Source organism: Arthrobacter sp. LFS091 (assembly GCF_047977885.1).
Lineage (GTDB): Bacteria > Actinomycetota > Actinomycetes > Actinomycetales > Micrococcaceae > Arthrobacter.
The window spans coordinates 95,797-120,546 of sequence record NZ_JBFPFP010000010.1; the positions used below are offsets into that span (position 1 = coordinate 95,797).

Consider the following 24,750-nt stretch of genomic DNA (forward strand, 5'->3'; position numbering starts at 1 on the left):
GCCGATGCCCGGGACGTCGGGTGGGTCTTGACTATGATCGAACAATGACCTCCTCCAGCTACCTCCGTTTCCCGCATGTGCACGGCGATCTGGTCACCTTCGTGGCCGAAGACGACATCTGGGTCGCGCCCCTTTCCGGCGGCCGCGCCTGGCGGGTGTCCTCCCAACAATTGCCTGCACGGAACCCGCGGTTTACCCCGGACGGCCAGCGGCTGGTGTGGACGGTTGTTGTCGGAACGTCACCCGAAGTGGTGACGGCGGATGTCGACGGCGGCGGGTACAGGCAGCTCAGCTACTTCGGGCACAGCACCACCAAGGTCAAGGGTTTCACCCCCTCGGGCCACGTCATCGTCACCAGTGCGTTCCAGCAATCCGAAAGCCGCCACACGTACGCCTACAGCCTTCCGCTGGACGGCGGCTCCGCCGTCGAACTTCCTTTCGGACCGGTCGAGGCCGTTGCTTTTGGGCCCGAGGTCGGCGACGAGAAGCCAGTGGTACTGGCCAGCGTGCTGTCCCGCGAACCGGCTTGGTGGAAGCGGTACCGCGGCGGTACGGCGGGCAAGCTATGGATCGACGCCGACGGCAACGGAGAATTCGAACGGCTGCTCCCGGAGATTGAAGGCAACCTGACGGACCCTCTGTGGATCCAGGGCCGCATTGCCTTCCTCTCAGACCATGAGGGGTACGGAAACCTGTACTCGGTTTTGCCTGATGGTTCAGGACTGCGGCGGCACACCGATCACGAGGATTTCTATGTCCGGCATGCCAGCACCGATGGCCAGCGGGTCGTCTTCGAATCCGCCGGAGAGTTGTGGATTCTTCCGTCGCTCGACGCCGATGTCCAGGCCACAAAGCTGGACATCAGCCTGGGTTCGGCGTCCCCGGCACGCCGCGCGGCGCCCCTGAAAGTGTCCGCCCACCTTGGCGACGTTGTGCCGAACCTGACCGGAACTGCCAGCGCCGTGGAATCGCACGGCACCGTACATTGGCTTCGGCACAAGGACGGTCCCTCGCGTGTGGTTGAGGCTACTCCCGGTGTCCGTGCCCGTTTACCTCGCCCGCTGACAGAGGGACGGATCGCCTACGTCGCAGACCACGGTGGGGTGGAGGCGCTGTACATCAGGCGCATTGCCACACCTCTCCCGGCAGCAGTCGAAGTGCCCAAGGCGGCCGTTGAGCAGCCCAAACCTACAAACGACGCCGACCCGTTGCCGAAGCCCGTATCGGCGTCTAACGTCCTGGGGCAGGACAAAGTTGCTGCGGGAGTCGAACAGGGCGCCCACGGGGTGGCCACGGTTGGAGCGACGGGCAACGCCGGCGATGACACCAGTGCGGGCCAGTCCGCGGACACCGTGGGCGGTACGGAATCGCCGGCAGCCCCAGCTGCGGAAAACACCGCGCAGCTCCGGATCGAATTTCCGGCCCTGACCCGGACAAGTGCGCTGGAGGCCAGCCCGGACGGCCGCTGGCTTGCTGTAGGCACATCGTTTGGTGACGTCTTCGTTGCCGATACCTCCACCGGGGCGCTGACACGTCTCGTGAGCGTCGGAGAGGGGAGCATTGATGAGTTGTCGTGGTCTGCCGATTCGGAATGGCTTGCGTGGTCCGAACCGGTGACTTCGTTCGGGTCGCGGAGCAAGCTCAGGATGACCCGCCCCGGCGGGAAGGAGTCCGCAATCGTGGACGTCACGGATGGCCGCTTCTGCGATACCTCGCCGCGGTTTACGCCGGACGGAAAGTTCCTCGCGTTCCTGTCCAACCGGAGTTTTGACCCCGTATACGACGGCCACTCCTTTGATTTGTCCTTCCCGAGCCCCATCAAGCCGTACCTGGTGGCGCTGGCGGCAGACACGCCGTCGCCGTTTGGGCCCTCGATTGACACGCTTGAGGATGAGGTCCCCACCCAGGAGAAGTCCGACGACGGCGCTGTCGCCACCGTTCGCGTCGACGCCGACGGGCTGGCGCACCGCGTTATCACCGTCCCGGTTCCGCAGGGCAACTATTCGGACCTTTCCGCCGCGGACGGTGCACTGTTGTGGTTGGACACTGAGCTCACGGGTGTCACCGGTGAGGGCAAGGGAACACTGCAGGACAAGAAGACGGCGCCGTCCCTGGTGCGTTACGACCTCGGCAAGCGTAAGCAGGCCACCCTCGTCAAGGCAGTGGACAGCTACCGCTTGTCGGGGGACTTGAGCCGCATCGTCTATGTCCTGGACAAGCAGGTCACATCAGTGCCTGCGGACAGCAAAGTGGACGACGATTCCGCCGAGCTGGTCAAGGTGGAGCTCAACAGGATCCGCGTCATCCTGGACCCCGTTGCTGCCTGGGGCCAGGCATTTGAGGAGGCCTGGCGGTTGCAGCGCGATTTCTTCTGGACCGCAGACATGGCCGGGCAGGATTGGGATTCGGTGTACAAGCTTTACCGCCCGATCGTGGACCGGCTCGGTACCCACGACGACCTTGTCGATCTGTTGTGGGAGATCCATGGTGAGCTCGGCACGTCCCACGCCTACGTGAAGCCGGCAGCGGTCACGGAGGCCGGACGGAATGGACAGGGCAGGCTGGGTGCCGAATTGCAGCTCGGCAAGAAGGGCTGGGAGATTACCAGGATCCTTGCAGGGGAGTCCTCCGATCCCCTGGCAACTTCGCCGCTGACGCGCCCCGGTGCGGACGCGAAGGTGGGCGACGTGCTCTTGGCGATCGACGGCGTCGAACTTTCCGCTGCGCTGACTCCAGCAATGCAGTTGGTAGGTGCAGCAGGCCGAACCGTGGAACTGACGCTGTTGAACGGCACTGGCCACGGCGAAGCAGCCGGACACCAGCGTCGGGTAGCGGTGGTTCCTGTGCGCGACGAGGAAAGGCTGCGCTACCAGGACTGGGTCCGAGCCAACCGGCGGACCGTCCGGGAGGCATCCGACGGTAAGTTCGGCTATCTTCACGTCCCGGACATGATGGCCAATGGCTGGGCGCAACTCCACCGGGACCTTGATACCGAAACCGCGTTGGACGGCCTGATCGTGGACGTGAGGCGCAACCGTGGCGGCCACACCTCTCAGCTGGTGGCCGAACTCGTTGGCCGCAAGGTGACGGGATGGAGCATGCCACGAGGTGAAAAGCCCCGGACCTACCCGGACCACGCCCCGCGGGGACCGGTCATCATCCTTGCCGACGAATTTGCCGGGTCCGATGGCGACATCATCACGCAGGTCTCGAAGCTGCGCGGCATTGGCCCTGTTATCGGCACCCGGACCTGGGGCGGCGTCGTGGGCATTGACAACCGGTTCGCCTTGGCAGACGGAACGGGCGTCACGCAGCCGCGGTACGCCACGTGGTTCAACGGGGGCATCGGGTGGGACGTGGAGAACCGCGGAGTGGAGCCTGACATTGAGGTCCTCTTCCCGCCGCACGCCTACGCGGCCGGTACGGATCCGCAGCTGGAATACGGCATCGGGGCGCTCAAGGAAATGATCCAGGAATTGCCCACCGATCGGCCTCCGCTGCGTGAAGGTTACCGGAAGGTGCGTCCGGCGCCGTTGCCGTCGCGTCCGCAAAGCTAGCGCGCATCCCCGAGCATGGAAGAGCCCCGCCGCTTCGCAAGGAAGCGGCGGGGCTCTTTGATGTATCTGATGCTGAGGGGAAGCCTAAGCGGCGAGGGTGGCATCCAAGGTGATCTCGATGCTTGCCAGAGCGCCGGATACGGGGCAGCCGGTCTTTGCGTCTTCGGAGATGCGGCGGAAGTCCTCTTCCGAGAGGCCGGGAACCTTTGCCGTCATGGTGAGGTGGCTTCCGGTGATACCGGTACCCGGGACGAAAGTTACATCAGCCCTGGTGTTGACCTCTTCCGCGGTGAATCCCTCTCCGGCCAAGGCGTGGCTGAAAGCCATGGAGAAGCAAGCGGAGTGGGCTGCGGCGATGAGTTCTTCAGGGCTGGTCTTGCCGCCGGACTGCTCGGTGCGTGCCTTCCAGGTGACATCGAAGGTGCCCAGGCCTGAGCTGTCCAGCGTGGTGTTGCCGGCGCCTTCGATGAGGGTGCCGTTCCAAACCGTGTGTGCGGTACGTGTTGCTGCCATGTCCACTCCTTGGGGTCGTTGTGAGTCGGCAACCAGCATGGGCCGGTGCCACCGGGATCAATCCTAGGGATTTGGCGGCAGGACTGCACGGCCATTCTGCTGACAGTGGATTGTGACCCCTAGACTGGCCGAATGGACACACAGGAAAAATCATCCGGCGCCCAACGCCGTGCCCCGAGAATAGCTTCGATCATGGTTAACGCGGTGGACCCTTCCCGCCTTGCCGCTTTTTGGTCGGACCTGTTGGAGATGCCCATAGCCGCGGAGCATGAGGGATTCATTTGGTTGCGCTCCGCGGAGCCTGGCCTGCCGCAGTTGGCTTTTCAACAAGTCGCAGCACCAACGGAAGGCCGACGTCGCCTCCACCTGGACCTGCACGACGCCGACGCCGCGGCTTTGCGGGTGAAGGCCGAGTCGCTGGGGGCTACTTTTGTCGAGAGCCACGATATTGCAGATTTCCATTGGGACGTGATGCGTGACCCCGAGGGTAACGAGTTCTGCATTGCCCAGGAGTAGCCAGCGCGGGTAACCAGCGTGGCTCCGTCAGCGTCCCTACCTCTTAACGCAGAAGCCGTCCCGCCCTGCAGGCTTGCAGGACGGGACGGCAGTGCTTTCTACGGGAAAGCTACCGCGGATCGAATCCGGTTCAGTTCCAGAGAGTGGCGATGGCGATGTTCACCAGGGCGAGGCCACCCACGCTGTGTGCCAGGCCGGTGGACACCGGTTCGCCGTTCTTGACCTTGCGGGAGCCAATGACGGCGAGGACCGCTACAGCCACTGCGATGGCGAACTTGACGCCCAGCTTGAAGTAGTTGGGATCGGCGTTGGGAAGCATCGGCAGGACGCCCATCATGGCAATGCCCGTCAGGAGCTGGAGGAACGCGCCGTCGCGCTGGCGGGGGTGGACCGTGGGCTCCCGGAGGGTTGCGATCCAGTAACCCACGATCATGGCTGCGCCGACAATGTGGAAGAACACCAGAATGCTGAACAGAATACTCATGGCTCCAGCTTATCCAGAGGGTTCTACGTCGCGTAGCAAAGCCACGCGCAGGTGGTTATAGCAAAAGGGCAGGTTGCCGGATATCCGGCAACCTGCCCTTTCAGTTCCGCAGTGCTTACGGGTTCGTGATCCTAGAGACCCAGGTCCGCTTCGAAAGCACCTTCCTCAAGGCGGGCCTTGAGGGTCTGCAGGAAGCGGCCGGCGTCGGCACCGTCCACCAGACGGTGGTCGTACGTCAGCGACAGGTACATCATGGAGCGGATGGCAATCGAGTCGTCGCCGTTCTCATCGGCAACCACAACGGCGCGCTTGACGATGGCGCCGGTGCCCAGGATGCCAACCTGTGGCTGGTTGATGATCGGGGTGTCGAACAGTGCACCAACGGAACCGATGTTGGTGATGCTGAACGTACCGCCGGACAGTTCGTCCGGACCGATCTTGCCATCACGGGTACGGCCCGCGACGTCGGCAATCTTGCCGGCCAGGCCAGCAAGGTTGAGGTTGCCTGCGTCGGAAATGACGGGGACCAGGAGGCCCTTGTCAGTGTCGACGGCGATCGCCAGGTGCTCGGCGTTGTGGTACGTGATTTCCTGCTTGGACTCATCGTACGCAGCGTTCAGCTTGGGGTGCTGCTTCAGGGCCTCGGCAACTGCCTTGGCGATGAACGGCAGGAAGGTCAGCTTGACACCGTTCTGGGCCTGGAACGAGTTCTTTGCCTTGAGGCGGAGCTTGGCGATCTTGGTCATGTCGACCTCGTGCACCTGGGTCAGCTGGGTGGAGACCTCAAGGGACTCGCGCATGCGGCGGGCGATGACCTGGCGGATACGCGGGGCCTTCTCCGTGGTGCCACGCAGGGACGAAGCCACGACCGGCGCAGCCGACTTGGCAGCAGGCGCTGCAGCGGGCGCCGGGGCTGCCGGTGCAGCTGCAGCCTGCTTGGCTTCAGCGGCAGCAAGGACGTCCTGCTTGCGGATGCGGCCACCGACGCCGGTGCCGGCAACGGAGGTGATGTCTACGCCGTGCTGGTTGGCAAGCTTGCGGACCAGGGGAGTGACGTAGCCGGACTCCGAGGCAGACGCGTCACTGGCGGGTGCGGCGGCCGGGGCAGCGGGAGCCGGGGCAGCAGGTGCAGGCGCAGCGGCGGGGGCCGCGGGAGCCGGTGCAGCCGCGGGGGCAGCAGGTGCAGGCGCAGCGGCAGGCGCAGCCGGTGCCTCAGCGGGCTTCTCGGCAGCAGGCGCAGGTGCCGCGGCCGGAGCCGCCGCAGGTGCCGCGCCCGAGCCGATGACGGCCAGGACAGAGCCAACTTCAGCAGTCTCGTCTTCGTTGACGCGGATCTCCTGAAGGGTACCGGCAACGGGGGAGGGGATCTCGGTGTCGACCTTGTCGGTGGAAACCTCGAGGAGCGGTTCGTCAACCTCAACGGTGTCGCCCACGGCCTTGAGCCAGCGCGTCACAGTTCCTTCGGTGACACTCTCGCCGAGTGCTGGGAGGGTTACTTCGTGGCCTTCGCCGCCGGAGGCTGCGGGAGCGTCGGCAGCAGGTGCTGCGGGAGCCTCTTCCGCGGGTGCAGGTGCAGCGGGTGCTTCCTCTGCGGGCGCAGCCGGAGCCTCCTGGGCCGGCGCGGCGTCGGCAGCAGAGCCTGAGCCGTCGCCGATGCGGACCAAGGGGGCGCCAACTTCGGCCGTCTCGTCTTCAGCGACGAGGATTTCTTCGATGACGCCTGAGATCGGAGAAGGGATTTCGGTGTCTACTTTGTCGGTTGAAACCTCGAGCAACGGCTCGTCGATCTCCACCCGGTCACCAACCTGCTTGAGCCAGCGGGTGACGGTTCCTTCGGTGACACTCTCACCGAGGGCGGGCAAGTTAACGGATTCAGACATGTCGTCCCCGTTCTCCTTATTGATCTTTGTGCGGATGAATTCTGCTGGTCCGGGTCGGGTGCATCCGGCTGATTCCGCCGCATGCACCCGACCCGTTTGTCTTGGGTAAAGACTTAGCCGTGGAGCGGCTTGCCCGCGAGGGCGAGGTGGGCTTCGCCCAGTGCTTCGTTCTGGGTGGGGTGGGCATGGACCAACTGGGCCACATCCTCCGGGTAGGCTTCCCAGTTCACGATCAGCTGGGCCTCACCGATCTGCTCACCGATGCGCGAACCGATCATGTGGATGCCAACTACGGGGCCGTCCTTCTGGCGGACGAGCTTGACGATGCCACCGGTACCAAGGATGGAGCTCTTGCCGTTGCCGGCAAGGTTGTATTCCTGGGTCTGCACCTGGTCGTCGCCGAACTTGGCCTTGGCGGCCTTTTCGGTGTAACCGACGGTGGCGATTTCAGGCTCGCAGTAGGTGACCTTGGGGATGTTGATGTCCTCGACGATGGCCGGGTTGAGGCCGGCGATTTCCTCGGCGACAAAGATGCCCTGCTGGTAGCCGCGGTGTGCAAGCTGGACGCCCGGGACGATGTCGCCCACGGCGTAGATGTTGCCAACGCCGGTGTGGAGACGCTCGTTGGTGATGACGAAACCACGGTCGATCGTGATGCCGGCTTCTTCGTAGCCCAGATTTGCGGTCACAGGACCGCGGCCGACTGCTACGAGCAGGAGATCGGCTTCGAACGTCTGGCCGTCGACCAAGGTGACCTTGACGCCGTCGTCGTTCTGCTCGACGCCCTGGAAGAAGATCCCGGTGGTGAACTTGATGCCACGCTTCTTGAAGGCGCGCTCGAGGTTCTTCACGATCGAGGCGTCCTCGTTGGGAACCAAGGAGGGAAGGCCTTCGATGATGGTGACGTCAACGCCGAAGGACTTCCATACGGAAGCGAACTCGACGCCGATGACACCGCCGCCCAGGACGATGGCGCTCTTGGGGATGTAATCCATGGTGAGGGCCTGGTCCGAGGTGATGACCTTGCCGCCGATTTCGAGGCCAGGCAGCGAACGGGAGTAGGAACCCGTGGCAAGGACGATGTTCTTGCCCGTGTAGGACGTGCCGTTCACGACGACGGTGTTGTTGCCCTGGAGCTTGCCTTCACCTTCGATGACGGTGATGCCCTTGGACTTGATGAGTCCTTGGAGGCCCTTGTACTTTCCGGCAATGATGCCGTCCTTGTAGGCGTTTACGGCCGGCATGTCGATGCTGTCCAGCGTGACGTTAACGCCGTACTTGGCGGAATCGCGTGCATGGTCGGCCAGTTCGGCCGAGTGCAGGAGGGCCTTGGTGGGAATACAGCCGTTGTGCAGGCAGGTCCCGCCGAGCTTTGCCTTTTCCACAAGGCCAACGGTGAACCCAAGCTGCACGGCCCGCAGGGCAGTGGCGTAGCCGCCGCTGCCGCCACCGAGTACCAGGATGTCGAATTCTTGCGCAGTTGCCTGATCGGCCACTAAAACGCTCCCTCGCGTGAGTGATGACACGGGACTGCGTGCCATCTGGTCTTTGGAACTTGTTCTGCCGTGATTATGCCAGCACCTAAGTTCTCTTGCATTTGTGACTACCGAGTTCACCTTAGCGAACCACCTACCCATGCTCCACCCTCCGCGGGCGTTTGTGGTGCGCTTGTGTCGAGACTCACGTTCACTTGTGACACAGCCCTACACGCCGCATAATTCCGGGGTTGTGCGGGCCCCGTTGCATGGATGCGCAGGGGCCCGCACGCCCTTGGAGGGCAGGGAATGATGCTAGGCGGATACCGCCAGGAGGTCCTCGGCGTAGGCAACCAAGGTCCGCACGGTGCAGCCGGTGCCCTGCTTGGGGGTGTAGCCGTACGGGCTGCCGTTGTTGAACGACGGCCCGGCAATGTCCACGTGGGCCCACGGGATCTGCTGGCCGTCGCCGTTCTTGCCCACGAACTCGCGCAGGAAGACCGCAGCGGTCATCATGCCACCGTTGCGCTCACCGATGTTGGCCAGGTCCGCAACCTGCGAGTCGAGGCTCGGGCGCAGTTCTTCGGGCAGGGGCATCGGCCACACCAGCTCGCCGGCCCTGTCCGCGGCTGACTTCAGGGCAGCAGTGACGGAGTCGGAGCCCATGACCCCGGCTGTACGCAGGCCCAAAGCAATCAGTTGGGCGCCCGTGAGGGTGGCAACGTCAATGATGGCGTCCGGCTTCTCCAAGCTGGCCGCGACGATGCCGTCTGCCATAACGAGGCGGCCCTCGGCGTCAGTGTTTAGGACTTCGACCGTCTTGCCGCCGTAGACCGTCAGCACGTCGGCGGGCCGCTGCGCGGCACCGGACGGCATGTTCTCGGCAATGCAGAGCCACGCGGTCGCCTTGATGGGAAGGCCAAGCGAGGCGATGGCCAGGACTGCGTTAAGTACGACGGCGGCACCGGCCATGTCGCTCTTCATGTCACCCATTCCGAGGGCCGGCTTAATCGAGATGCCGCCGGTATCGAACGTGATGCCCTTGCCGACGAGGGCGATCTTCTTGGTGGCCTTGGCAGGGGCATATTCGACCTTGACCAGGCGGGGCTGGCGGGTTGAACCCTTGCCGACGCCCATGATGCCCCCGAAACCTTCCTTTTCGAGTCGTTTCTCGTCCCAGACCGTTACCTTCACAGGGAGGCCCTTGGCGAGGTCCTTGGCGGACTCGGCAAACGACTCGGGGTACAAGTGGCTGGGCGGCTGGTTGACCAGCGTCCGGGTGGCATTGACTGCGCGTGCCAGGACGATTGCCCTGTCCAATGCGGGCTGTGCGTCCTTGGCGTCTACATCCGAGAAAATCAGGGCTTTGGCGACCGGAGCCTTCAGGCCGTCCTTGCTGGAGCGGTGCTCCGTGTAGGAGTAGGCGCCCAGGGCCGCACCTTCGGCGACTGCTGCGACGTCGGCGACGGTGGTCGTCGGGAATGCGAGGGTTACCGATGAGACGCCTGCGAGCTGTCGGACGGCAGATCCTGCTGCGCGGCGCAGAGCCTCTTCGGTGAGGCTGCCGCCGTCGAGCAGTTTGCCCACGCCCGCCAGGACCAGAATCTCTGAACCCGTTTCCGTCAGCCCCGGGAGCCGGTGAACCTGATCCGCCGCGCCCGTGATCCCCAGCAGCTTAAGGGAGCCGGCTACCGATTCGGCCGCCTTCGCGCTCAACGGGTTCGACAGCAGGACGGGCCCGTCCGTTCCCTGCGCAACGCCAAGCACAAGGGCGTCGCTGGGGGACTTTTTCAGGTCTTTGGCGATGATGCCCAGGATGATGTCAGTAGTCTTGACCACGAGGATCTGTCCTCACTTCTCTCTGCATTGCATGGCGGGGCCGCATGTTTGGCGGCCTGCCCCGGTTGTCGCCCCACGTCATCTTGCGACGGCGGCCTTGGAGTTCAGGACCGGCGCCGCAAAGGCGCCGGTCCGTTTCGATCGTAGTCTCTCGGGTGCTTTGGGCAGCAATTAAATGAGAGCTGCAGCACAACGGGGGCAGGAATGCCCGGTCGAAGCAGTGCGTTGTACAACTAGAGAAGAGTGCCGCTGCCGGGCGGGTGGAGTCCCTGGTTCCAACCTCCGGCAACCGCTGGCCACCCTGAAATTTGTCGTTGTCGTGAAGTTTGTCTTCGTGAAAGGAACATGCCGTGTTTGAACGGATATCCGGCTCCCTCCTGGACCCCGAGTCGCTCTATGCGAGCAACATCGAGACGTTCCACAGTCCTGAACTCCGGGGCCTGGACATGGTCATGGGCTTCACGGGCTTCGCCGATGCCGGTCACGTGGTCCGGCAGATCAACGCCGAGCTATTGGACGGAGACGACGTCCAGGTCGTTGCCATGTTCGACGCCGACCAGCTCATCGACTACCGTTCGCGGCGGCCGCACATCAGCTTCGTCGAAGACCACCTCGAGGACTACCAGGCCCCGAAGCTGGGCTTGTACAAGCTGAACGACGGCCTCGGCCAGCCCTTCCTCCTGCTGGCCGGTTTTGAACCGGACCTCCAGTGGGAGCGATTCTCCCGGGCCGTCGTCGGAATCGTCGAGAAGCTGGACGTGAACCTGGTGACGTGGATTCATTCCATCCCCATGCCGGTACCGCACACGCGGCCGGTTGGTGTCACGGTGCACGGAAACCGGCCCGAACTGATCGATGGCATCTCCAGCTGGAAGCCCACCGTCGAGGTGCCCGCCGCCATTGGCCACATCCTTGAGCTTCGGCTCACTGAAGCGGAGCGAAACGTGGCAGGCTACGTCATCCACGTCCCGCATTACCTTGCCGAAGCCGAGTACCCGCCAGCCGCCGTGGCAGGGTTGGAGTACCTGGGTGCCGCAACATCCTTGATGCTGCCCACCGACCGGCTTCGTGAAGCGGGACGCGAAGTGGGCCGCCAGATCGCCGAGCAGATCCAGGCCTCCGAAGAGGTTCAAGCCGTGGTCGCCAACCTGGAGACCCGGTACGACGAGAAATCCGAAGGCATTGTGCGCCGTTCGTTGCTGGCCGACGAGAATGACGAGCTGCCCAACGCCGAGGACATCGGTGCGGCCGTGGAGGCATACCTGGCCCGTAAAGACTCGCCGCAATAAATCAGCTTTGAAGTCGCGGGAGGCATAATTGGGGGGTGAATGCTCCCCGCGCCTGGCTCATCTGGACAATCGGCGTGTTCGCCTACCTGGTGGCCGTCGCGCAGCGTACATCCTTTGGTGTCGCAGGCCTGGAAGCCACCGAACGTTTTGACGCCAGTGCTGCTGCGATCTCATTCTTCACCGTGCTGCAGTTGCTGGTTTACGCCGGCCTGCAGATCCCGGTGGGTGTCCTGGTGGACCGCTTCGGTTCCCGTGCCATGGTGGCCGGTGGTGCCGTCCTCATGGGCTTGGGACAGTTGCAGTTGGCTTTCGCTGAGAGTGTTCCCGGCGGGGTCCTGGGTCGGGTCCTGGTAGGGGCAGGCGATGCCATGACCTTCATCTCCGTGATCCGCCTGGTCCCCTTATGGTTCGCCCCGGCCAAGGTGCCGCTGGTTACCCAGCTCACTGGGATGTGCGGCCAACTGGGACAACTCTTCAGCGTCGTTCCCTTCGCGCTGCTCCTGCATTCCGCCGGTTGGACGCCGGCGTTCCTGACGCTGGCCGCAATGTCGGTGCTCGCCGTCGTCCTGGTGCTTGCACTACTGCGGGACGCGCCTCCAGGGCACCCGCCGCGGGCGGAAGGTCAAGGGCTCCGGGCTACCGGTGTCTCGCTGTCGCGTGCCTGGAAGCAGCCCGGCACCCGGCTCGGGCTCTGGAGCCACTTCACCGTGCAATTCAGTGGAAACCTCTTTGCGATGACCTGGGGCTACCCATTCCTGCTCTCCGCCCAAGGCCTGGACGCTGGCACGGTTTCGGCGTTGATGGCGCTCTTCGTGGGTACGGCCATCGTGGCAGGTCCAGGCTTCGGACGCTTCGTCGCCAAGCATCCCATGCGACGATCTGCGCTGGTCCTGCTGATCACGCTCGCGACGGCCCTGGCCTGGGCTGCGGTCCTGGCCCTGCCTGAACGGGCCCCCCTATGGCTCCTGGTGATCCTCGTGGTTGTGCTGGCCATTGGTGGCCCTGGATCCATGATTGGATTCGACTTCGCCCGCACCTTCAACCCTTCCCATCGGATCGGCACGGCTACAGGGATCGTCAACGTCGGGGGCTTCATCGCGGCGCTCGTCGCGATCTACCTCATTGGCCTTGTCCTGGACCTGCTCAATGCAAGTGGCTTCTCCGGTGGTGAGTTGTACGGCCTGGCGTCCTTCCGCATTGCCCTCAGCGTTCAGTTCGTGCTCCTTGGGCTTGGAACGGTCCTGATCCTGATGACACGGCGCAAGGTCCGCCGGCAGATGGCTGCCCAGGGAATCCACGTGCCTCCCTTGGTGGCTACGCTCGCCAAGCAGCGCCGGGAACGGATAGAGCGTCGTCGCAACCAGCGGGCCGTGGGCAACGGGCCGAACGGCGCCTAGGGGAAGAACGACCGCAGCTTTTCCACATACGGCGAATGGTTTCTGGTGGTGCCGACGCGGCCTGCGCAGGCTGGAGCCATGACAACAAACAAGATCCTGAGCATCCGCCAACCCGAAGACGTCCTCGGCTACATTCCGCATATGTTGGGCTACTGGCCTGAAGACAGCCTCGTAGCGATCACCATGCAGGGGAAGGTTCTCGGCGCGACACTGCGCGTCGATCTTCCCGCCCGACATGCGCCGCAGGTGCTTGCCGGTTTCGCCGACCGGGTCCGCAGCTACCTGATCGCTGACGAAGAAGCGGATGGCGTTCTCCTGGCCCTCTACTCCGATTCCGGTTGGGCAGACGGTGCCGTGGTCCGCACCATGGTTCCGCTACTCGAGGAGCTGCGTCAATGCCTGGACGAGGTGGATTTATCTGTTCGGGACGCGTGGTTGGTGGGAAAGGACTATTGGCGCAGTGCTTACTGCACTGATATAGGTTGTTGCCCGGTGCCCGGCCGCTCCGTCGACAGCATTAGGGACAGCAGGCTGAGCGCAGAGTTGGTGTACCAGGGGAGTATGGTCGGTCCACCACCGGGAGCGGGCCCAGGCACGTCGTCCCTCGCCCGGCCCGGGAGCCTTGATGCGGGAGTTCTCGAGGCGGAAACGCACTACGGTGAGCGGATGCTCAGCCTGTGGCGCAGCGAGCGGTGCTTGGACGCGGTCCTGGCCGTTTGGCAGCACGTCATCACGACCAGGGGGGAACGCGCTCCGTTACACCCGGGACAGGATGCCGCGCTCGTAGGATTCCTGCGGATGACACTGAAGGTCCCGGCATGGCGGGACGCTGTCATCGTCATGGCAGCCGCCGGAATGGAGTCGGCAAAGTCCGGAGCCGCGGCATACGGGTTCTTTGATGATGAAGGCGGGGAAGACCCCGTCTTCGATCCGTGCGAGGTGGGGGTGCCAGCCGTTGCGTCCGAAGCGTCGTCGGCCGGGTCGTGGAGCGCGGTGGACGTGTACACCTACGGCGACGTGCTTCTGGGAATGCGGCCAGAGGTGCCCCTTTGGCCTCAGCTCCACGCCCTGCAACAGGTTATGTCGACTCTGTGCGTCGAAGAGGAAAACGGTGCCGTGGCTGCGGCAGCCTTGACCATCCAAGGCTGGATTTCCTGGTGCAAAGGCAGGGGCTCAATAGCCCATGCCAGCCTGGAGCTCGCAGAGTCAGCGTGTCCCGGCTACCGGTTGGCAGAACTGCTCAGTGACGTTCTGGCGCAGGGTGCCATTTGCGAGTGGGCGCGACGCCCTGAATCGGCCTGGCGGGGGCGGCGTGACCTTTCTGTGTAGTGCTTGACCATTTATCAGGCGTGGGTTTTCCAAAATCGTGAGACAATGGATGCCGAGACCCGGTTGGGTCCGCGTTCGAATGCCTGAAGTGTCCCGGAGATCGGGAACATAACAGCGTCGTCGGGAGTTCTACATAAGGACTCTGCAGGCGGCGATCACATTTGAAATTGATCGCGGACTTGACAGGGTCATAGTGGTGTTGCCCGTATGGTGATTCCACAGACCGCCGCTAGAAAGGTTTTCTGTGACCCCGTCTTCCGTCGAGAAGGAACCCGCCGACCTGGCCGAACTGTCCGCTGAGGAAAAGAAGGCGGCCACATCGGCAAAGCGCGCCGCTACGCGTGCTGCCAACAAAGCCTCAGAGGTTGGCTCTGACAAGCCTGCACCCAAGAAGCGCGGACCCAAGCCCGGCGCGAAGGCCGCCGCTGAAGCCGCGAACCAGTCCTCAGACGCCGAGGACGCCAACGCCGAAGACGAAGACTTCGATCCCGCTGCAGCGGAAGAGGTTGAAGTCGGAGATGACGACGCAGAGGATGCCGCTGCCCCCAAGGAAAAGGCAGCTCCGTCCGGTTCCGGGTTCGTTTACTCTGATGCCGATGATGACGATGCTCCCGTGCAGCAGGTCATGTCGGCCGGCGCTACGGCCGACCCCGTCAAGGACTACCTGAAGCAGATCGGTAAGGTCGCCCTGCTGAATGCCGAGCAGGAAGTCGACCTCGCCCTCCGCATTGAAGCCGGACTCTTCGCCGAAGAAAAGATCAACGCTGACGACGGATCCATGGACCCGAAGCTCAAGCGCGAACTGGAATTCGTGATCCACGACGGCAAGCGCGCCAAGAACCACCTCCTTGAGGCCAACCTGCGGCTCGTTGTTTCGCTGGCCAAGCGCTACACCGGGCGTGGCATGCTCTTCCTCGACCTGATCCAGGAAGGCAACCTGGGCCTCATCCGCGCCGTGGAGAAGTTCGACTACACCAAGGGCTTCAAGTTCTCCACCTACGCCACCTGGTGGATCCGCCAGGCCATCACCCGCGCGATGGCTGACCAGGCCCGCACCATCCGTATCCCGGTGCACATGGTGGAAGTCATCAACAAGCTGGCCCGTGTCCAGCGGCAGATGCTCCAGGACCTCGGCCGCGAACCTACGCCGGAAGAATTGGCGTTGGAGCTGGACATGACGCCCGAGAAGGTCGTCGAAGTCCAGAAGTACGGCCGTGAGCCTATTTCCCTGCACACCCCGTTGGGTGAGGACGGCGACTCGGAGTTCGGTGACCTGATCGAGGACTCGGAAGCTGTTGTTCCCGCGGACGCGGTCAGCTTTACCCTCCTCCAGGAGCAGCTGCATTCCGTCCTGGACACCCTGTCCGAGCGTGAAGCCGGCGTCGTGGCTATGCGCTTCGGCCTGACCGACGGCCAGCCGAAGACTTTAGACGAAATCGGCAAGGTCTATGGAGTGACGCGCGAGCGTATCCGTCAGATCGAATCGAAGACCATGTCCAAGTTGCGGCACCCCTCCCGTTCACAGGTCCTCCGGGACTACCTGGACTAAACAGTTCGAGGCACCCAGTGGGCGGCCCAGTCGGATCTCCGGCTGGGCCGCTTTCTTGTCCGCAACACACCTGGCGTCTGAACATGGCGGGGACAACGCAAAAGGGCTCCTCCCGATCGGGAGGAGCCCTGTGCGCTCAAACGGTTTTCCGGACTTTGCCGGTGTGCCCTGCCTTAGTCGACGGGGACGGGAGCCTTCTCATTGAGGCGCTCGGTCTCATCGTGCCAGTCCGAAGTCATGGGCCGAAGCGTAGCTTCAACTGCACGTGCGTGGTGGCCGCAGAAAAGAAGCTCACCACCGGAGGACTCGAGTACAACGCGGACATACGCCTGGGCTCCGCAACGATCGCACCGGTCAGCTGCGTTCAGCGTGCGGTCTGCAACTGCTGTTGTCATGTCGGCCTCCTTAGTAGTTCTGTACATCCATATAACCAGCATTCGACGCAGATCCATGGCAAGGATGGGTCACTTTCGCTGTCCGCGTATCACATGTGCGTAACGTAACCTTCCGGGTTGCCCTGGCCCGGGAGTGGCAACCCGTACCTGTCGGTGGCCGCAGCTAGCCTAGTATTGGCAGTGTTTGCCTTGAATTACCAGCGATATCACGGCTGGGAAACACCCTGAGATATACCTCTGAAGGAGCACACCGCGAGTGGCACCGAGTTCTGAATACAACGCCCGGCACCTGTCTGTCCTTGAAGGCCTGGAAGCCGTTCGAAAGCGTCCGGGCATGTACATCGGGTCCACCGACTCCCGCGGCCTCATGCACTGTTTGTGGGAGATCATTGACAACTCGGTAGACGAGGCGTTGGCAGGTTTCGGACACGACATCAAGGTGATCCTGCATGCCGACAATTCTGTCGAAATTCACGACGACGGCCGTGGCATCCCCGTGGACGTCGAGCCAAAAACCGGACTCTCCGGCGTCGAGGTTGTCTTTACCAAACTGCACGCAGGTGGCAAGTTCGGCGGCGGTTCGTACACTGCTTCCGGTGGCCTGCATGGCGTGGGTGCGTCAGTGGTCAACGCCTTGTCGAGCCGGCTGGACGTCCAGGTGGACCGGGGGAGCAAGACCTACCAGATGTCGTTCCGCCGCGGCGAGCCCGGCCGGTTCGTGGACCCAGGTTCCAAGCCCGGGCCCGACGCCCCGTTTGAGCCCTTTGTGGAGAAGTCCGTGCTGGACGTCGTGGGCAAGGCCAAGCGTGGCGTGACCGGTACCCGCATCCGGTATTGGGCAGACCGCCAGATTTTTACTCCTGACGCAAAGTTCTCCTATGACGACCTGGCGGCGCGTGCCCGCCAGACGTCTTTCCTGGTTCCGGGCCTGAAAATTACGGTCCGTGATGAACGAAAGCTGGCCGGGACGCCGGGCGAGAACGGTGCCCACGAAGAGGTATTCCACCACGACGGTGGGATCTCCGAGTTTGTCGAATTCCTTGCAGCCGATTCCGGTGTGACTGACGTCTGGCGCCTTCATGGTTCAGGAAAGTTCAAGGAAACCGTGCCCGTCCTGGACGAAAACGGCCACAGCAAGATCGCGGAAGTCGAGCGCGACTGCGAGGTGGATATTGCCCTGCGCTGGGGTATCGGGTACGAGACCACCATGCGCAGCTTCGTTAACATCATCGCCACCCCCAAAGGCGGAACCCACCAGTCGGGGTTTGAGGCTGCCCTGCTGAAGACCTTCCGCAAGGCTGTGGAGACGAATGCCCGCAAGCTCAAAGCCGGCAACGACAAGATCGAGAAAGATGACATCCTCGCCGGGCTGACCGCCGTGTTGACGGTACGCCTGGCGGAGCCCCAGTTCGAGGGGCAGACCAAGGAAATTCTCGGCACCTCCGCGGTCAGGGCGATTGTGGCGAAGGTCGTTGAAAAGGAAATCACTTCCCGGCTGAATTCGGCCAACCGCAACGACAAGGCCCAGTCGGCGCTCCTTCTGGAGAAGATGGTCAGCGAGATGAAGTCACGCATCTCGGCCCGTGTCCATAAGGAAACCCAGCGTCGCAAGAACGCCCTGGAAACCTCGTCAATGCCCACGAAGCTCGCGGATTGCCGCACCGACGACGTTGCCCGCTCGGAACTGTTCATCGTTGAGGGCGACTCCGCGCTGGGTACAGCCAAGCTTGCGCGCTCATCCGACTTCCAGGCGCTGCTTCCGATTCGAGGCAAAATCCTCAACGTGCAAAAGGCCTCGGTGGGGGACATGCTCTCCAATGCCGAGTGCGCGGCACTGATCCAGGTGGTGGGGGCAGGCTCGGGCCGCAGTTTCGATATTGACGCTGCCAGGTATGGCAAGGTCATACTCATGACCGACGCCGACGTCGATGGCGCGCACATCCGCACCCTCCTGCTGACGCTGTTTTTCCGCTACATGCGTCCCATGGTTGAAGCCGGCCGGGTATTTGCCGCCGTCCCGCCATTGCACCGGGTTGAGGTCATCAACCCGGGCCAGAAGGCCAACGAGATGATCTACACCTACTCCGAGGCCGAGCTTCACGTGCTCCTCAACAACCTCGCCAAGGAGGGCAAGCGCTACAAAGAGCCCATCCAGCGGTACAAGGGCCTTGGTGAAATGGATGCTCAACAACTGGCCGAGACCACCATGGATCCGCGGCACAGGACCCTCCGGAAGGTAGGCATCGACAGCGCGCAGCGGGCAGAAGAAGTGTTCGACCTCTTGATGGGTTCGGACGTTGCGCCGCGCAAGGAGTTCATTATTGCCGGGGCAGCGACACTCGACAGGGAACGTATCGACGCTTAGGCGCTGGGCGTAGTCGGCGCGGTGTTGTCCTTTGCGGTGCGGCCCGCGGGGGCCGACAGTGCTGTTGCTCCCACGGCCAGGGCCAACGCACACAGTCCCCATGGCAGCCCGGCGGCGACGGCAACTCCGCCCACCAGCAACGGGCCGCCTGCGTCGCCAAGCTCGCGTCCGAGCTCCGCCGACCCCATGGTCCGGCCCAGGCGCTCCGGAGGGGTCGAGTCGGCGAGATGGGCGAAAGCCAGCGGCGTCGCGACGCCTATTCCGAGCCCGATCAGGACAGCGGCGCCGTAAGTCCAGCCGGCGCCGGGAAGGAGCGCGGCTACGAGCGTGCCGACGGCAATGGCAGCCAGTCCGGCCATCATGCCGGGCCTATCGGCAAGCCGGCCCCGGTCCCGCAGGCTGCCGATGCGTGGCTGCACCAGGGATGAAGCAACGGCGAGCACCGTCACCACGGCAACACTGCCGGTTGTGCCTAGGCCTTCGCGGGCAGCAAGAGCCGGGAGGAATCCGACGGCGGCACCCAGGGCTCCCGTCGCGGCGGCAAGGACCAGCGTTGGTCCCAGGAACGAGCGCTCCGTGCTTTGGCGCCACACATCGACGATGGTGTACCTGGGCCGGGGAAGCGGTGCCAGCGGTGGAACGGAGAATGCAGCCCACGCTGCCACCACCAGGCCAAGGGCCGACAGGACAAGGAACAGCAAGGCGAAGCCGCCGGCCACGATGGCCAGGGCCCCCAGGAGTGGCCCTATGGCATAGCCCTGTCCTTTCCACGAGCCGTAGCGGCCAAAGTAGCGACCGGTCTTTCCCCCGGCCAGCCGGGCAACGCCAGCGGATGATGCGGGGGAGAACGCCGACGCTGCCATTCCCTGTCCCAGGCGGGCTGCGGCAAGCATTGCCGGTTGATCTGCCCAGAGGCCAATAAGGGAAGCGGCGGAGAAAGCAACCAGACCGCCCACGATCACCGGCTTGGGGCCGATGCGGTCGCTGAGGGCGCCAAAAACCGGTTTGAGGAACACCTCTGCGATGTCGTAAAGGGCCAGCAGGATGCCCAGCCCCAGGAGGCTGAGCCCGATGTCCGCGCTTTCGGCCCCCAGCCCTGCGGCGACGGCGTGGGCTCCGAACGCGGTGGTAAATCCTGCTGCATAGAGGGGCCATCGTTGGGCCGCGACCAGGCGCGCTGAGTCGGAGGGTTCTGAGGCATTCACGGAACAAATGTAACAGCTGCTACATTCAGAATTGTGATTGATCAACGTTGGCTACTGATCCTCGTCCAGGTACCTTCGCAGCCGTCCAGGCACAGGGTGGCGGTCTGGCGTGAACTTCGCCGGATTGGCGCGGTACCGCTGTCGCCGGGGACCTGGTTGCTTCCCGTCCATCCGTCCTTCGACGCCGGATTGGCCCGGGCCGAAGAACTGGTTGCCAACGGCGGTGGCTCCTGGACGTTGGTGGACGCCTCTCCCCGTAACCAGGGCGTGGACACCTTCCGGAGTGCGTATGAAGCTGCCCGACTGGAGGAGTGGTCCGAGTTCATGGCGGACTGTGGCAAGTTCGAACAGGAAATCGTGAAGGAAGTTGCCCACGAAAAGTTTACGTTCGCCGAGCTGGAGGAGGAGGAACAGAGCCTGGAACGCCTGAGGCGCTGGTTCCGCGAATTGAAGTCCCGCGATGTCCTGCATCTTCCACAGGCGGGAGAAGCAGCCGACCATCTTGCGCGGTGCGGGACCGCCCTTGAGCGCTATGCCTCAAGGGTCTATGAAGTCACACTGCAGCAGTAGCCACGTGCCGGTCCCGACACTAGCCCAGGAGTCCGGGAACGATCAGCAGGGCTGTCGGTACGGCCAGCAGGAGGATTGAGGCCGCGAGGACCAGGATCCGCAGGCCTCTGGTGAGCGGAGGCAGCGGCGAGAGGAGGCGGCTGACGCGGGACGCCGTCGTACGTGGAGAATCGGCGCCGCCGGTAGCGCTGACTGAATTGCCCTCCACCACCGCGCCTCCTGTGGTGAAGGCGTGGGTTCCAATGGTCGGCTGGGACGAACCGCTGGCGACAATGGCGATTGCCTTGATGAGTGTCCCTTTGCTTTCCGTTCGGAGGGCGACGTCGTCGGCCAGCATCTCGATCAGGGAGTTCACGGCGGTCTGGGCGAGCCGGGTGGTGGGAAACCACGGTAAGGCCTGCCGCCAGGCGGCGAAGGCCCACAGCAGAAGGTCGTGGCGTTGGGAAAGGTGTGCATTCTCGTGAATGAGGACGGCCCTGAGTTCGGCGGGTTCAAGGGCTGCCATGAGGCCATCGGAGAGCACGGTCACTGAGCGGGCGCCGCCGGGCAGGCAGTACGCCACTGGCGAGTCATGGTTGATTACCACGGTTCCCGGTCCGTCGTCGGAGGGTGATGCCAGCAGGGCCAGTAGTTCGCGGTGCCGGCGCCGCTGGCGTTCAATCTTGTAGTAGGTCAGCAGGAGAGTGAAGACCAAGTGGGCTGTCAGCAGGGCAGCTGCCGACAGGGCGAAGAGATGCCAGAATCCCAGCGCTGTGGTGGGTTCGTTGTAGAAGACCATTCCTGCCAGGCTCCGGAGGCCGGCGAGGAGGTTGTCGCCCACGGGTTCCAGGCCATACACAAGCATGGCGCCAATCATGGAAAGCCCACCGGCCAGGGCGATCGCCTGCCACAGCACCATGGCTGTGAAGGGGGAGCGTGCAGGCCACTGTGCTCGCGACAGCAGAACGGGCACGGGCCATGCCAGGATCAATGCCAGGACCGCAAGCAGGTATGAGGTCCAGAACATAGTGGCTAATTGTAGCCGAGCAGTTTGCGCAGTGTTGCGGCTTCGCTTTCAGTGACGGAGCCAATGAATCGGGCGAGGACGGCTTCCCGGTCCGGAGCGGAGCCAAGGACTTCGTGCATGAGCTCGGCGGTGTGGTCTGCGCGGCTGGAAACGGCCTGGTAGCGGTGCGGGCGGGTTCCGCGCTCACGCTCCACAAGGCCCTTCTTTTCCAACCGGGAGAGGACAGTAAGAACCGTGGTCACGGCCAGGTCCTTGCCCTGGTGCCCTGCCGAGCCATCGCCGGCTTCGGAATCCTGCGCGAGGAGATCGCGCAGGGTGTTGGCAGTTGCAGCCTCCTGGCCTGCCCAGAGCAGATCCATGACTGCCCGTTCCAGTTCCCCAAGACTTGCCATCAATACGTCCCTACCTTCCGCATCCCAACAACAGCACTTCTGCCGCCCGGTGCGACGATCCAACATTCATTCACTAATTTACCGCTTTTCAACTCTCCATTCTACGTCAGGTAGAACTATCGGCGCGCCGCGGGCCGGAGGAGGGCCTTGCGCGTGCGTAACGCCACTTGAAGAATGGGTTTGGTCTGCCGCCATTTGTTCTACACTGTGTAGAAGACACGTTTTCTACAGAACGTAGAAGTACCGTCATTGCACTTCGGTCCACCGCACAAAGGACAGCCATGGACGCTTTGGAAATCGCACGCTGGCAATTCGGCATCACTACCGTCTACCACTTCATGATGGTGCCGCTCACTATTGGCCTTGGCATGGTGGTAGCCATCATCCAGACCCTTTGGTACCGCACGGGTAAGGCCGAGTACCTGCGCATGACCAAGTTCTGGGGAAAGCTGTTCCTCATCAACTTCATCATGGGCGTGGCAACCGGAATCGTGCAGGAATTCCAGTTCGGGATGGCCTGGAGTGAGTACAGCCGGTTCGTGGGCGACGTCTTCGGCGCTCCGCTGGCCCTTGAGGCGCTGCTTGCCTTCTTCGTGGAGTCCACGTTCCTGGGACTGTGGATCTTCGGCTGGAAGCAGCTCAAGCGTGGCGTGCACCTGGCCTGCCTATGGATCGCAGTGATCGGATCGGTCTTTTCCGCCTACTTCATCATCGTGGCGAACTCCTGGATGCAGCACCCTGTTGGTGTGGAGATGGTGGATGGCCGTCCCGTTATGACAGATGCGTGGGCAGTCTTTACCAACAACACAGCATTGGTCGCAGTGCCGCACACCCTGTTCGGCGCACTGGCCGTTGCGGGTGCCTTCCTGCTGGGAATCGCCTGGTACCACCTGTGGCGCAGGCGCCACGACGGGATAGACGTGGTGGGTGCCGATGGCAAGCTGATTCCGGGTGAGGCTGCAATTCCAGGCCGCGACAAGGCTGATTACACGGTATGGATGAGATCACTGAGGATCGGTGCCGTAGTGGCCATGATTTCCTTCGCGGGGACCGCCATTACTGGCGACCTCCAAGGCAAGCTGATGTTTGAACAGCAGCCCATGAAGATGGCCGCTGCGGAAGCCGCCTGCCACGATGGCACTGGCTTCTCGGTGCTCAGCGTGGGCAACCTCGGTGCTTCGAACTGCGATGACATTGTGGCGGTCATCGAAGTCCCGGGGATCCTGTCCTTCCTGGCCAAGGGCGATTTCACCACCGAGGTCAAGGGCGTCAACAGCCTGCTCGGTGAATACAAGGAAAAGTACGGCACCCACCTGCCCGACAACCCGCTGTACGGCGAGCGCGCCGGCCAGGAGATCCACTATGTTCCCGTGATGGAAGTGACGTACTGGGGCTTCCGCATGATGATCGGCTTTGGGGGCATCGCAGCCCTCGCGGCCCTGCTGGCCCTGTGGGTCACCCGCAAGGGTGTGGTGCCCCAGTCCAGGTGGCTCATGCGCCTGGCGGTCTTCGGGATTCTTGCTCCCTTCGGTGCCAATGCGGCCGGGTGGATCTTCACGGAGATGGGACGCCAGCCGTTCGTGGTGGCCCCGAATCCTGACATGAACGGGATCGACCAGGTCTTCATGTTTACAGCGGCAGCTGTCTCTCCGGGGGTCAGTGCGGGTGAGCTCATGACCTCGCTGGTGGTCCTCACCGCCATCTACGCCGTGCTTCTGGTGGTTGAAGTGAAGCTGCTGGTCAAGTACATCCGCGGCGGAGTGGCGTCGGCGATGCCTGAACTTGCCCATGCCAAGGAGACAGACAAGCACGACAAGAGCGACGACGGCCCGGACAAGTCCGGCGACGACGTCCTGGCATTCGCCTACTAGAAGCCAAGGGAAACTGACAATGGAACTGTTGCCAACTATCTGGTTCGTGGCCATCGCCGTTCTGTGGACCGGCTACCTCTTCCTGGAGGGCTTTGACCTCGGCGTCGGCATGCTCATGAAGCTGTTCGCACGCAACAACACCGACCGCCGCGTTCTGTTGAACACGATTGGTCCGGTGTGGGACGGCAATGAGGTGTGGCTGCTCACTGCGGCAGGTGCAACCTTCGCTGCATTCCCCCTCTGGTACGCATCCTTGTTCTCGGCGTTGTACCTGCCGTTGCTGTGCGTCCTCGCGGCTCTGATCTTCCGTGCGGTCGCCTTCGAGTACCGGGGCAAGGTTGACTCCGTCCGTTGGCGCAACCGCTGGGACTGGGCCATCGCCGTCGGCTCCTTCGTTGCCGCCTTTGGGATCGGCGCCGCCTTGGCGCTGACAACAACGGGCCTGCCGTTGAACGCCAACGGGGACCGCGTGGGTGGCCCCATGTCCTGGTTCAGCGGGTATGCGCTCCTCGGCGGGTTCGGTGTTGTGGCGTTCGCCCTGGTTCACGCCCTGGCCTTCCTGGCGCTGAAGACCGACGGCGATGTGCGGCACCGTGCGCGCCGCTGGTTTGTGCGGCTGGTCCCGGTTGCCGTGCTGCCGATGTTCGGCTGGATGCTGGCGGTGCAGTTCCTGAGCGGGAAGCCGTGGACCTGGGCCTTGGTGGCAGCCGCGGTGGTGGCCGTAGTCCTGGCCTGGCAGTTGGCCCGGGCAGGATCCGAGGGGCGGGCATTCGGTGCCCTCGGCGCTTTCATTGTCTGCGCCACGGCCTCGATCTTCGGTGCGGCGTTCCCGGTGGTCATTCCTTCCACGATCGATCCCGCCTTCAACCTGACCATTTCCAACGCCTCGTCTTCGGACTACACGTTGGGCCTGATGAGTATTGTTGCCGCCGTAGGGCTGCCGCTGGTCATTGCCTACCAATCCTGGACGTACTGGGTATTCCGGCGTCGCGTCAGTGCAGCGCACATCCCCGAGGCGCACGGGTTCTTGCCTGCGATCGCCGCAAAAGTCCTGGTTTCCAAGGAACCGGGTTCGGACGGTACCCCGTCCGGCAAGCCAACCCACCCGGGAGTCTGAA

At 63.4% G+C, this 24,750-nt stretch carries 19 protein-coding genes; 10 read left to right on the forward strand and 9 right to left on the reverse strand.

What is annotated here, in order from left to right:
- The first annotated feature begins 44 nt into the window (after positions 1-44).
- Positions 45-3,557 carry a S41 family peptidase gene (locus ACNQOP_RS18450; RefSeq protein ID WP_416405385.1) on the forward strand — a complete coding sequence of 1,171 codons (3,513 nt, stop codon included), beginning with the start codon at positions 45-47 and terminating at the stop codon, positions 3,555-3,557.
- An 84-nt stretch (positions 3,558-3,641) separates the two neighbouring features.
- On the opposite strand, the gene ACNQOP_RS18455 is transcribed toward ACNQOP_RS18450, so the two are convergent.
- Positions 3,642-4,070 (reverse strand): OsmC family protein, encoded by a 429-nt coding sequence (locus ACNQOP_RS18455; protein WP_416405386.1) that lies wholly within the window; start codon positions 4,068-4,070, stop codon positions 3,642-3,644.
- 132 nt (positions 4,071-4,202) lie between these two features.
- Between ACNQOP_RS18455 and ACNQOP_RS18460 the strand changes: the two genes are divergently transcribed.
- Positions 4,203-4,586, forward strand: a complete 384-nt coding sequence (locus tag ACNQOP_RS18460) for a VOC family protein (protein ID WP_416405387.1) — start codon at positions 4,203-4,205, stop codon at positions 4,584-4,586.
- A 130-nt stretch (positions 4,587-4,716) separates the two neighbouring features.
- Here the strand turns inward: ACNQOP_RS18460 and ACNQOP_RS18465 are convergent, their stop codons facing one another.
- The 4 genes from ACNQOP_RS18465 to ACNQOP_RS18480 all read right to left on the reverse strand — a co-directional run bounded on the left by ACNQOP_RS18465 (position 4,717) and on the right by ACNQOP_RS18480 (position 10,264).
- Complete coding sequence (locus ACNQOP_RS18465; RefSeq protein WP_235520469.1) at positions 4,717-5,070, reverse strand: hypothetical protein; 354 nt, start codon at positions 5,068-5,070, stop codon at positions 4,717-4,719.
- 131 nt (positions 5,071-5,201) lie between these two features.
- A complete protein-coding gene (sucB, locus tag ACNQOP_RS18470) occupies positions 5,202-6,950 on the reverse strand; it encodes a 2-oxoglutarate dehydrogenase, E2 component, dihydrolipoamide succinyltransferase (protein ID WP_416405388.1) in 1,749 nt (582 codons plus the stop codon).
- 113 nt (positions 6,951-7,063) lie between these two features.
- Positions 7,064-8,446, reverse strand: coding sequence for a dihydrolipoyl dehydrogenase (gene lpdA, locus ACNQOP_RS18475; RefSeq protein WP_235520471.1), 1,383 nt, complete (start codon positions 8,444-8,446; stop codon positions 7,064-7,066).
- 294 nt (positions 8,447-8,740) lie between these two features.
- Positions 8,741-10,264, reverse strand: coding sequence for a leucyl aminopeptidase (locus ACNQOP_RS18480; protein WP_416405389.1), 1,524 nt, complete (start codon positions 10,262-10,264; stop codon positions 8,741-8,743).
- A 350-nt stretch (positions 10,265-10,614) separates the two neighbouring features.
- Between ACNQOP_RS18480 and ACNQOP_RS18485 the strand changes: the two genes are divergently transcribed.
- From ACNQOP_RS18485 to ACNQOP_RS18500, 4 genes are all read left to right on the forward strand, one after another.
- Complete coding sequence (locus ACNQOP_RS18485; protein ID WP_416405390.1) at positions 10,615-11,553, forward strand: proteasome assembly chaperone family protein; 939 nt, start codon at positions 10,615-10,617, stop codon at positions 11,551-11,553.
- A gap of 35 nt (positions 11,554-11,588) precedes the next feature.
- Positions 11,589-12,950: an MFS transporter gene (locus ACNQOP_RS18490; protein WP_257368408.1), complete on the forward strand. Its 1,362-nt coding sequence runs from the start codon at positions 11,589-11,591 to the stop codon at positions 12,948-12,950.
- A gap of 78 nt (positions 12,951-13,028) precedes the next feature.
- Positions 13,029-14,279, forward strand: coding sequence for a DUF4192 domain-containing protein (locus tag ACNQOP_RS18495; RefSeq protein WP_416405391.1), 1,251 nt, complete (start codon positions 13,029-13,031; stop codon positions 14,277-14,279).
- Positions 14,280-14,523: 244 nt separating this feature from the next.
- A complete protein-coding gene (locus ACNQOP_RS18500) occupies positions 14,524-15,828 on the forward strand; it encodes an RNA polymerase sigma factor (protein WP_235520476.1) in 1,305 nt (434 codons plus the stop codon).
- A gap of 173 nt (positions 15,829-16,001) precedes the next feature.
- Here the strand turns inward: ACNQOP_RS18500 and ACNQOP_RS18505 are convergent, their stop codons facing one another.
- Complete coding sequence (locus ACNQOP_RS18505; protein ID WP_018778705.1) at positions 16,002-16,223, reverse strand: DUF7455 domain-containing protein; 222 nt, start codon at positions 16,221-16,223, stop codon at positions 16,002-16,004.
- A gap of 256 nt (positions 16,224-16,479) precedes the next feature.
- Between ACNQOP_RS18505 and ACNQOP_RS18510 the strand changes: the two genes are divergently transcribed.
- Complete coding sequence (locus ACNQOP_RS18510) at positions 16,480-18,588, forward strand: DNA gyrase/topoisomerase IV subunit B (protein ID WP_235520477.1); 2,109 nt, start codon at positions 16,480-16,482, stop codon at positions 18,586-18,588.
- Here the strand turns inward: ACNQOP_RS18510 and ACNQOP_RS18515 are convergent.
- The gene (locus ACNQOP_RS18515) at positions 18,585-19,793 is read right to left on the reverse strand and encodes an MFS transporter (protein WP_416405392.1); all 1,209 of its coding nucleotides are present in this window, start codon (positions 19,791-19,793) and stop codon (positions 18,585-18,587) included. The genes ACNQOP_RS18510 and ACNQOP_RS18515 overlap by 4 nt on opposite strands.
- Before the next feature lie 33 nt (positions 19,794-19,826).
- Between ACNQOP_RS18515 and ACNQOP_RS18520 the strand changes: the two genes are divergently transcribed.
- Positions 19,827-20,363: a Chromate resistance protein ChrB gene (locus ACNQOP_RS18520; protein WP_257368399.1), complete on the forward strand. Its 537-nt coding sequence runs from the start codon at positions 19,827-19,829 to the stop codon at positions 20,361-20,363.
- 19 nt (positions 20,364-20,382) lie between these two features.
- Here the strand turns inward: ACNQOP_RS18520 and ACNQOP_RS18525 are convergent, their stop codons facing one another.
- Both ACNQOP_RS18525 and ACNQOP_RS18530 read right to left on the reverse strand, forming a co-directional pair.
- A complete protein-coding gene (locus ACNQOP_RS18525) occupies positions 20,383-21,369 on the reverse strand; it encodes a M56 family metallopeptidase (protein WP_257368398.1) in 987 nt (328 codons plus the stop codon).
- A 5-nt stretch (positions 21,370-21,374) separates the two neighbouring features.
- Positions 21,375-21,761: a BlaI/MecI/CopY family transcriptional regulator gene (locus ACNQOP_RS18530; RefSeq protein ID WP_211714067.1), complete on the reverse strand. Its 387-nt coding sequence runs from the start codon at positions 21,759-21,761 to the stop codon at positions 21,375-21,377.
- A gap of 281 nt (positions 21,762-22,042) precedes the next feature.
- Between ACNQOP_RS18530 and ACNQOP_RS18535 the strand changes: the two genes are divergently transcribed.
- Positions 22,043-23,632 (forward strand): cytochrome ubiquinol oxidase subunit I, encoded by a 1,590-nt coding sequence (locus ACNQOP_RS18535; protein ID WP_416405393.1) that lies wholly within the window; start codon positions 22,043-22,045, stop codon positions 23,630-23,632.
- A 19-nt stretch (positions 23,633-23,651) separates the two neighbouring features.
- Positions 23,652-24,749, forward strand: a complete 1,098-nt coding sequence (gene cydB / locus ACNQOP_RS18540; protein ID WP_416405394.1) for a cytochrome d ubiquinol oxidase subunit II — start codon at positions 23,652-23,654, stop codon at positions 24,747-24,749.
- The last annotated feature ends 1 nt before the right edge of the window (position 24,750 follow it).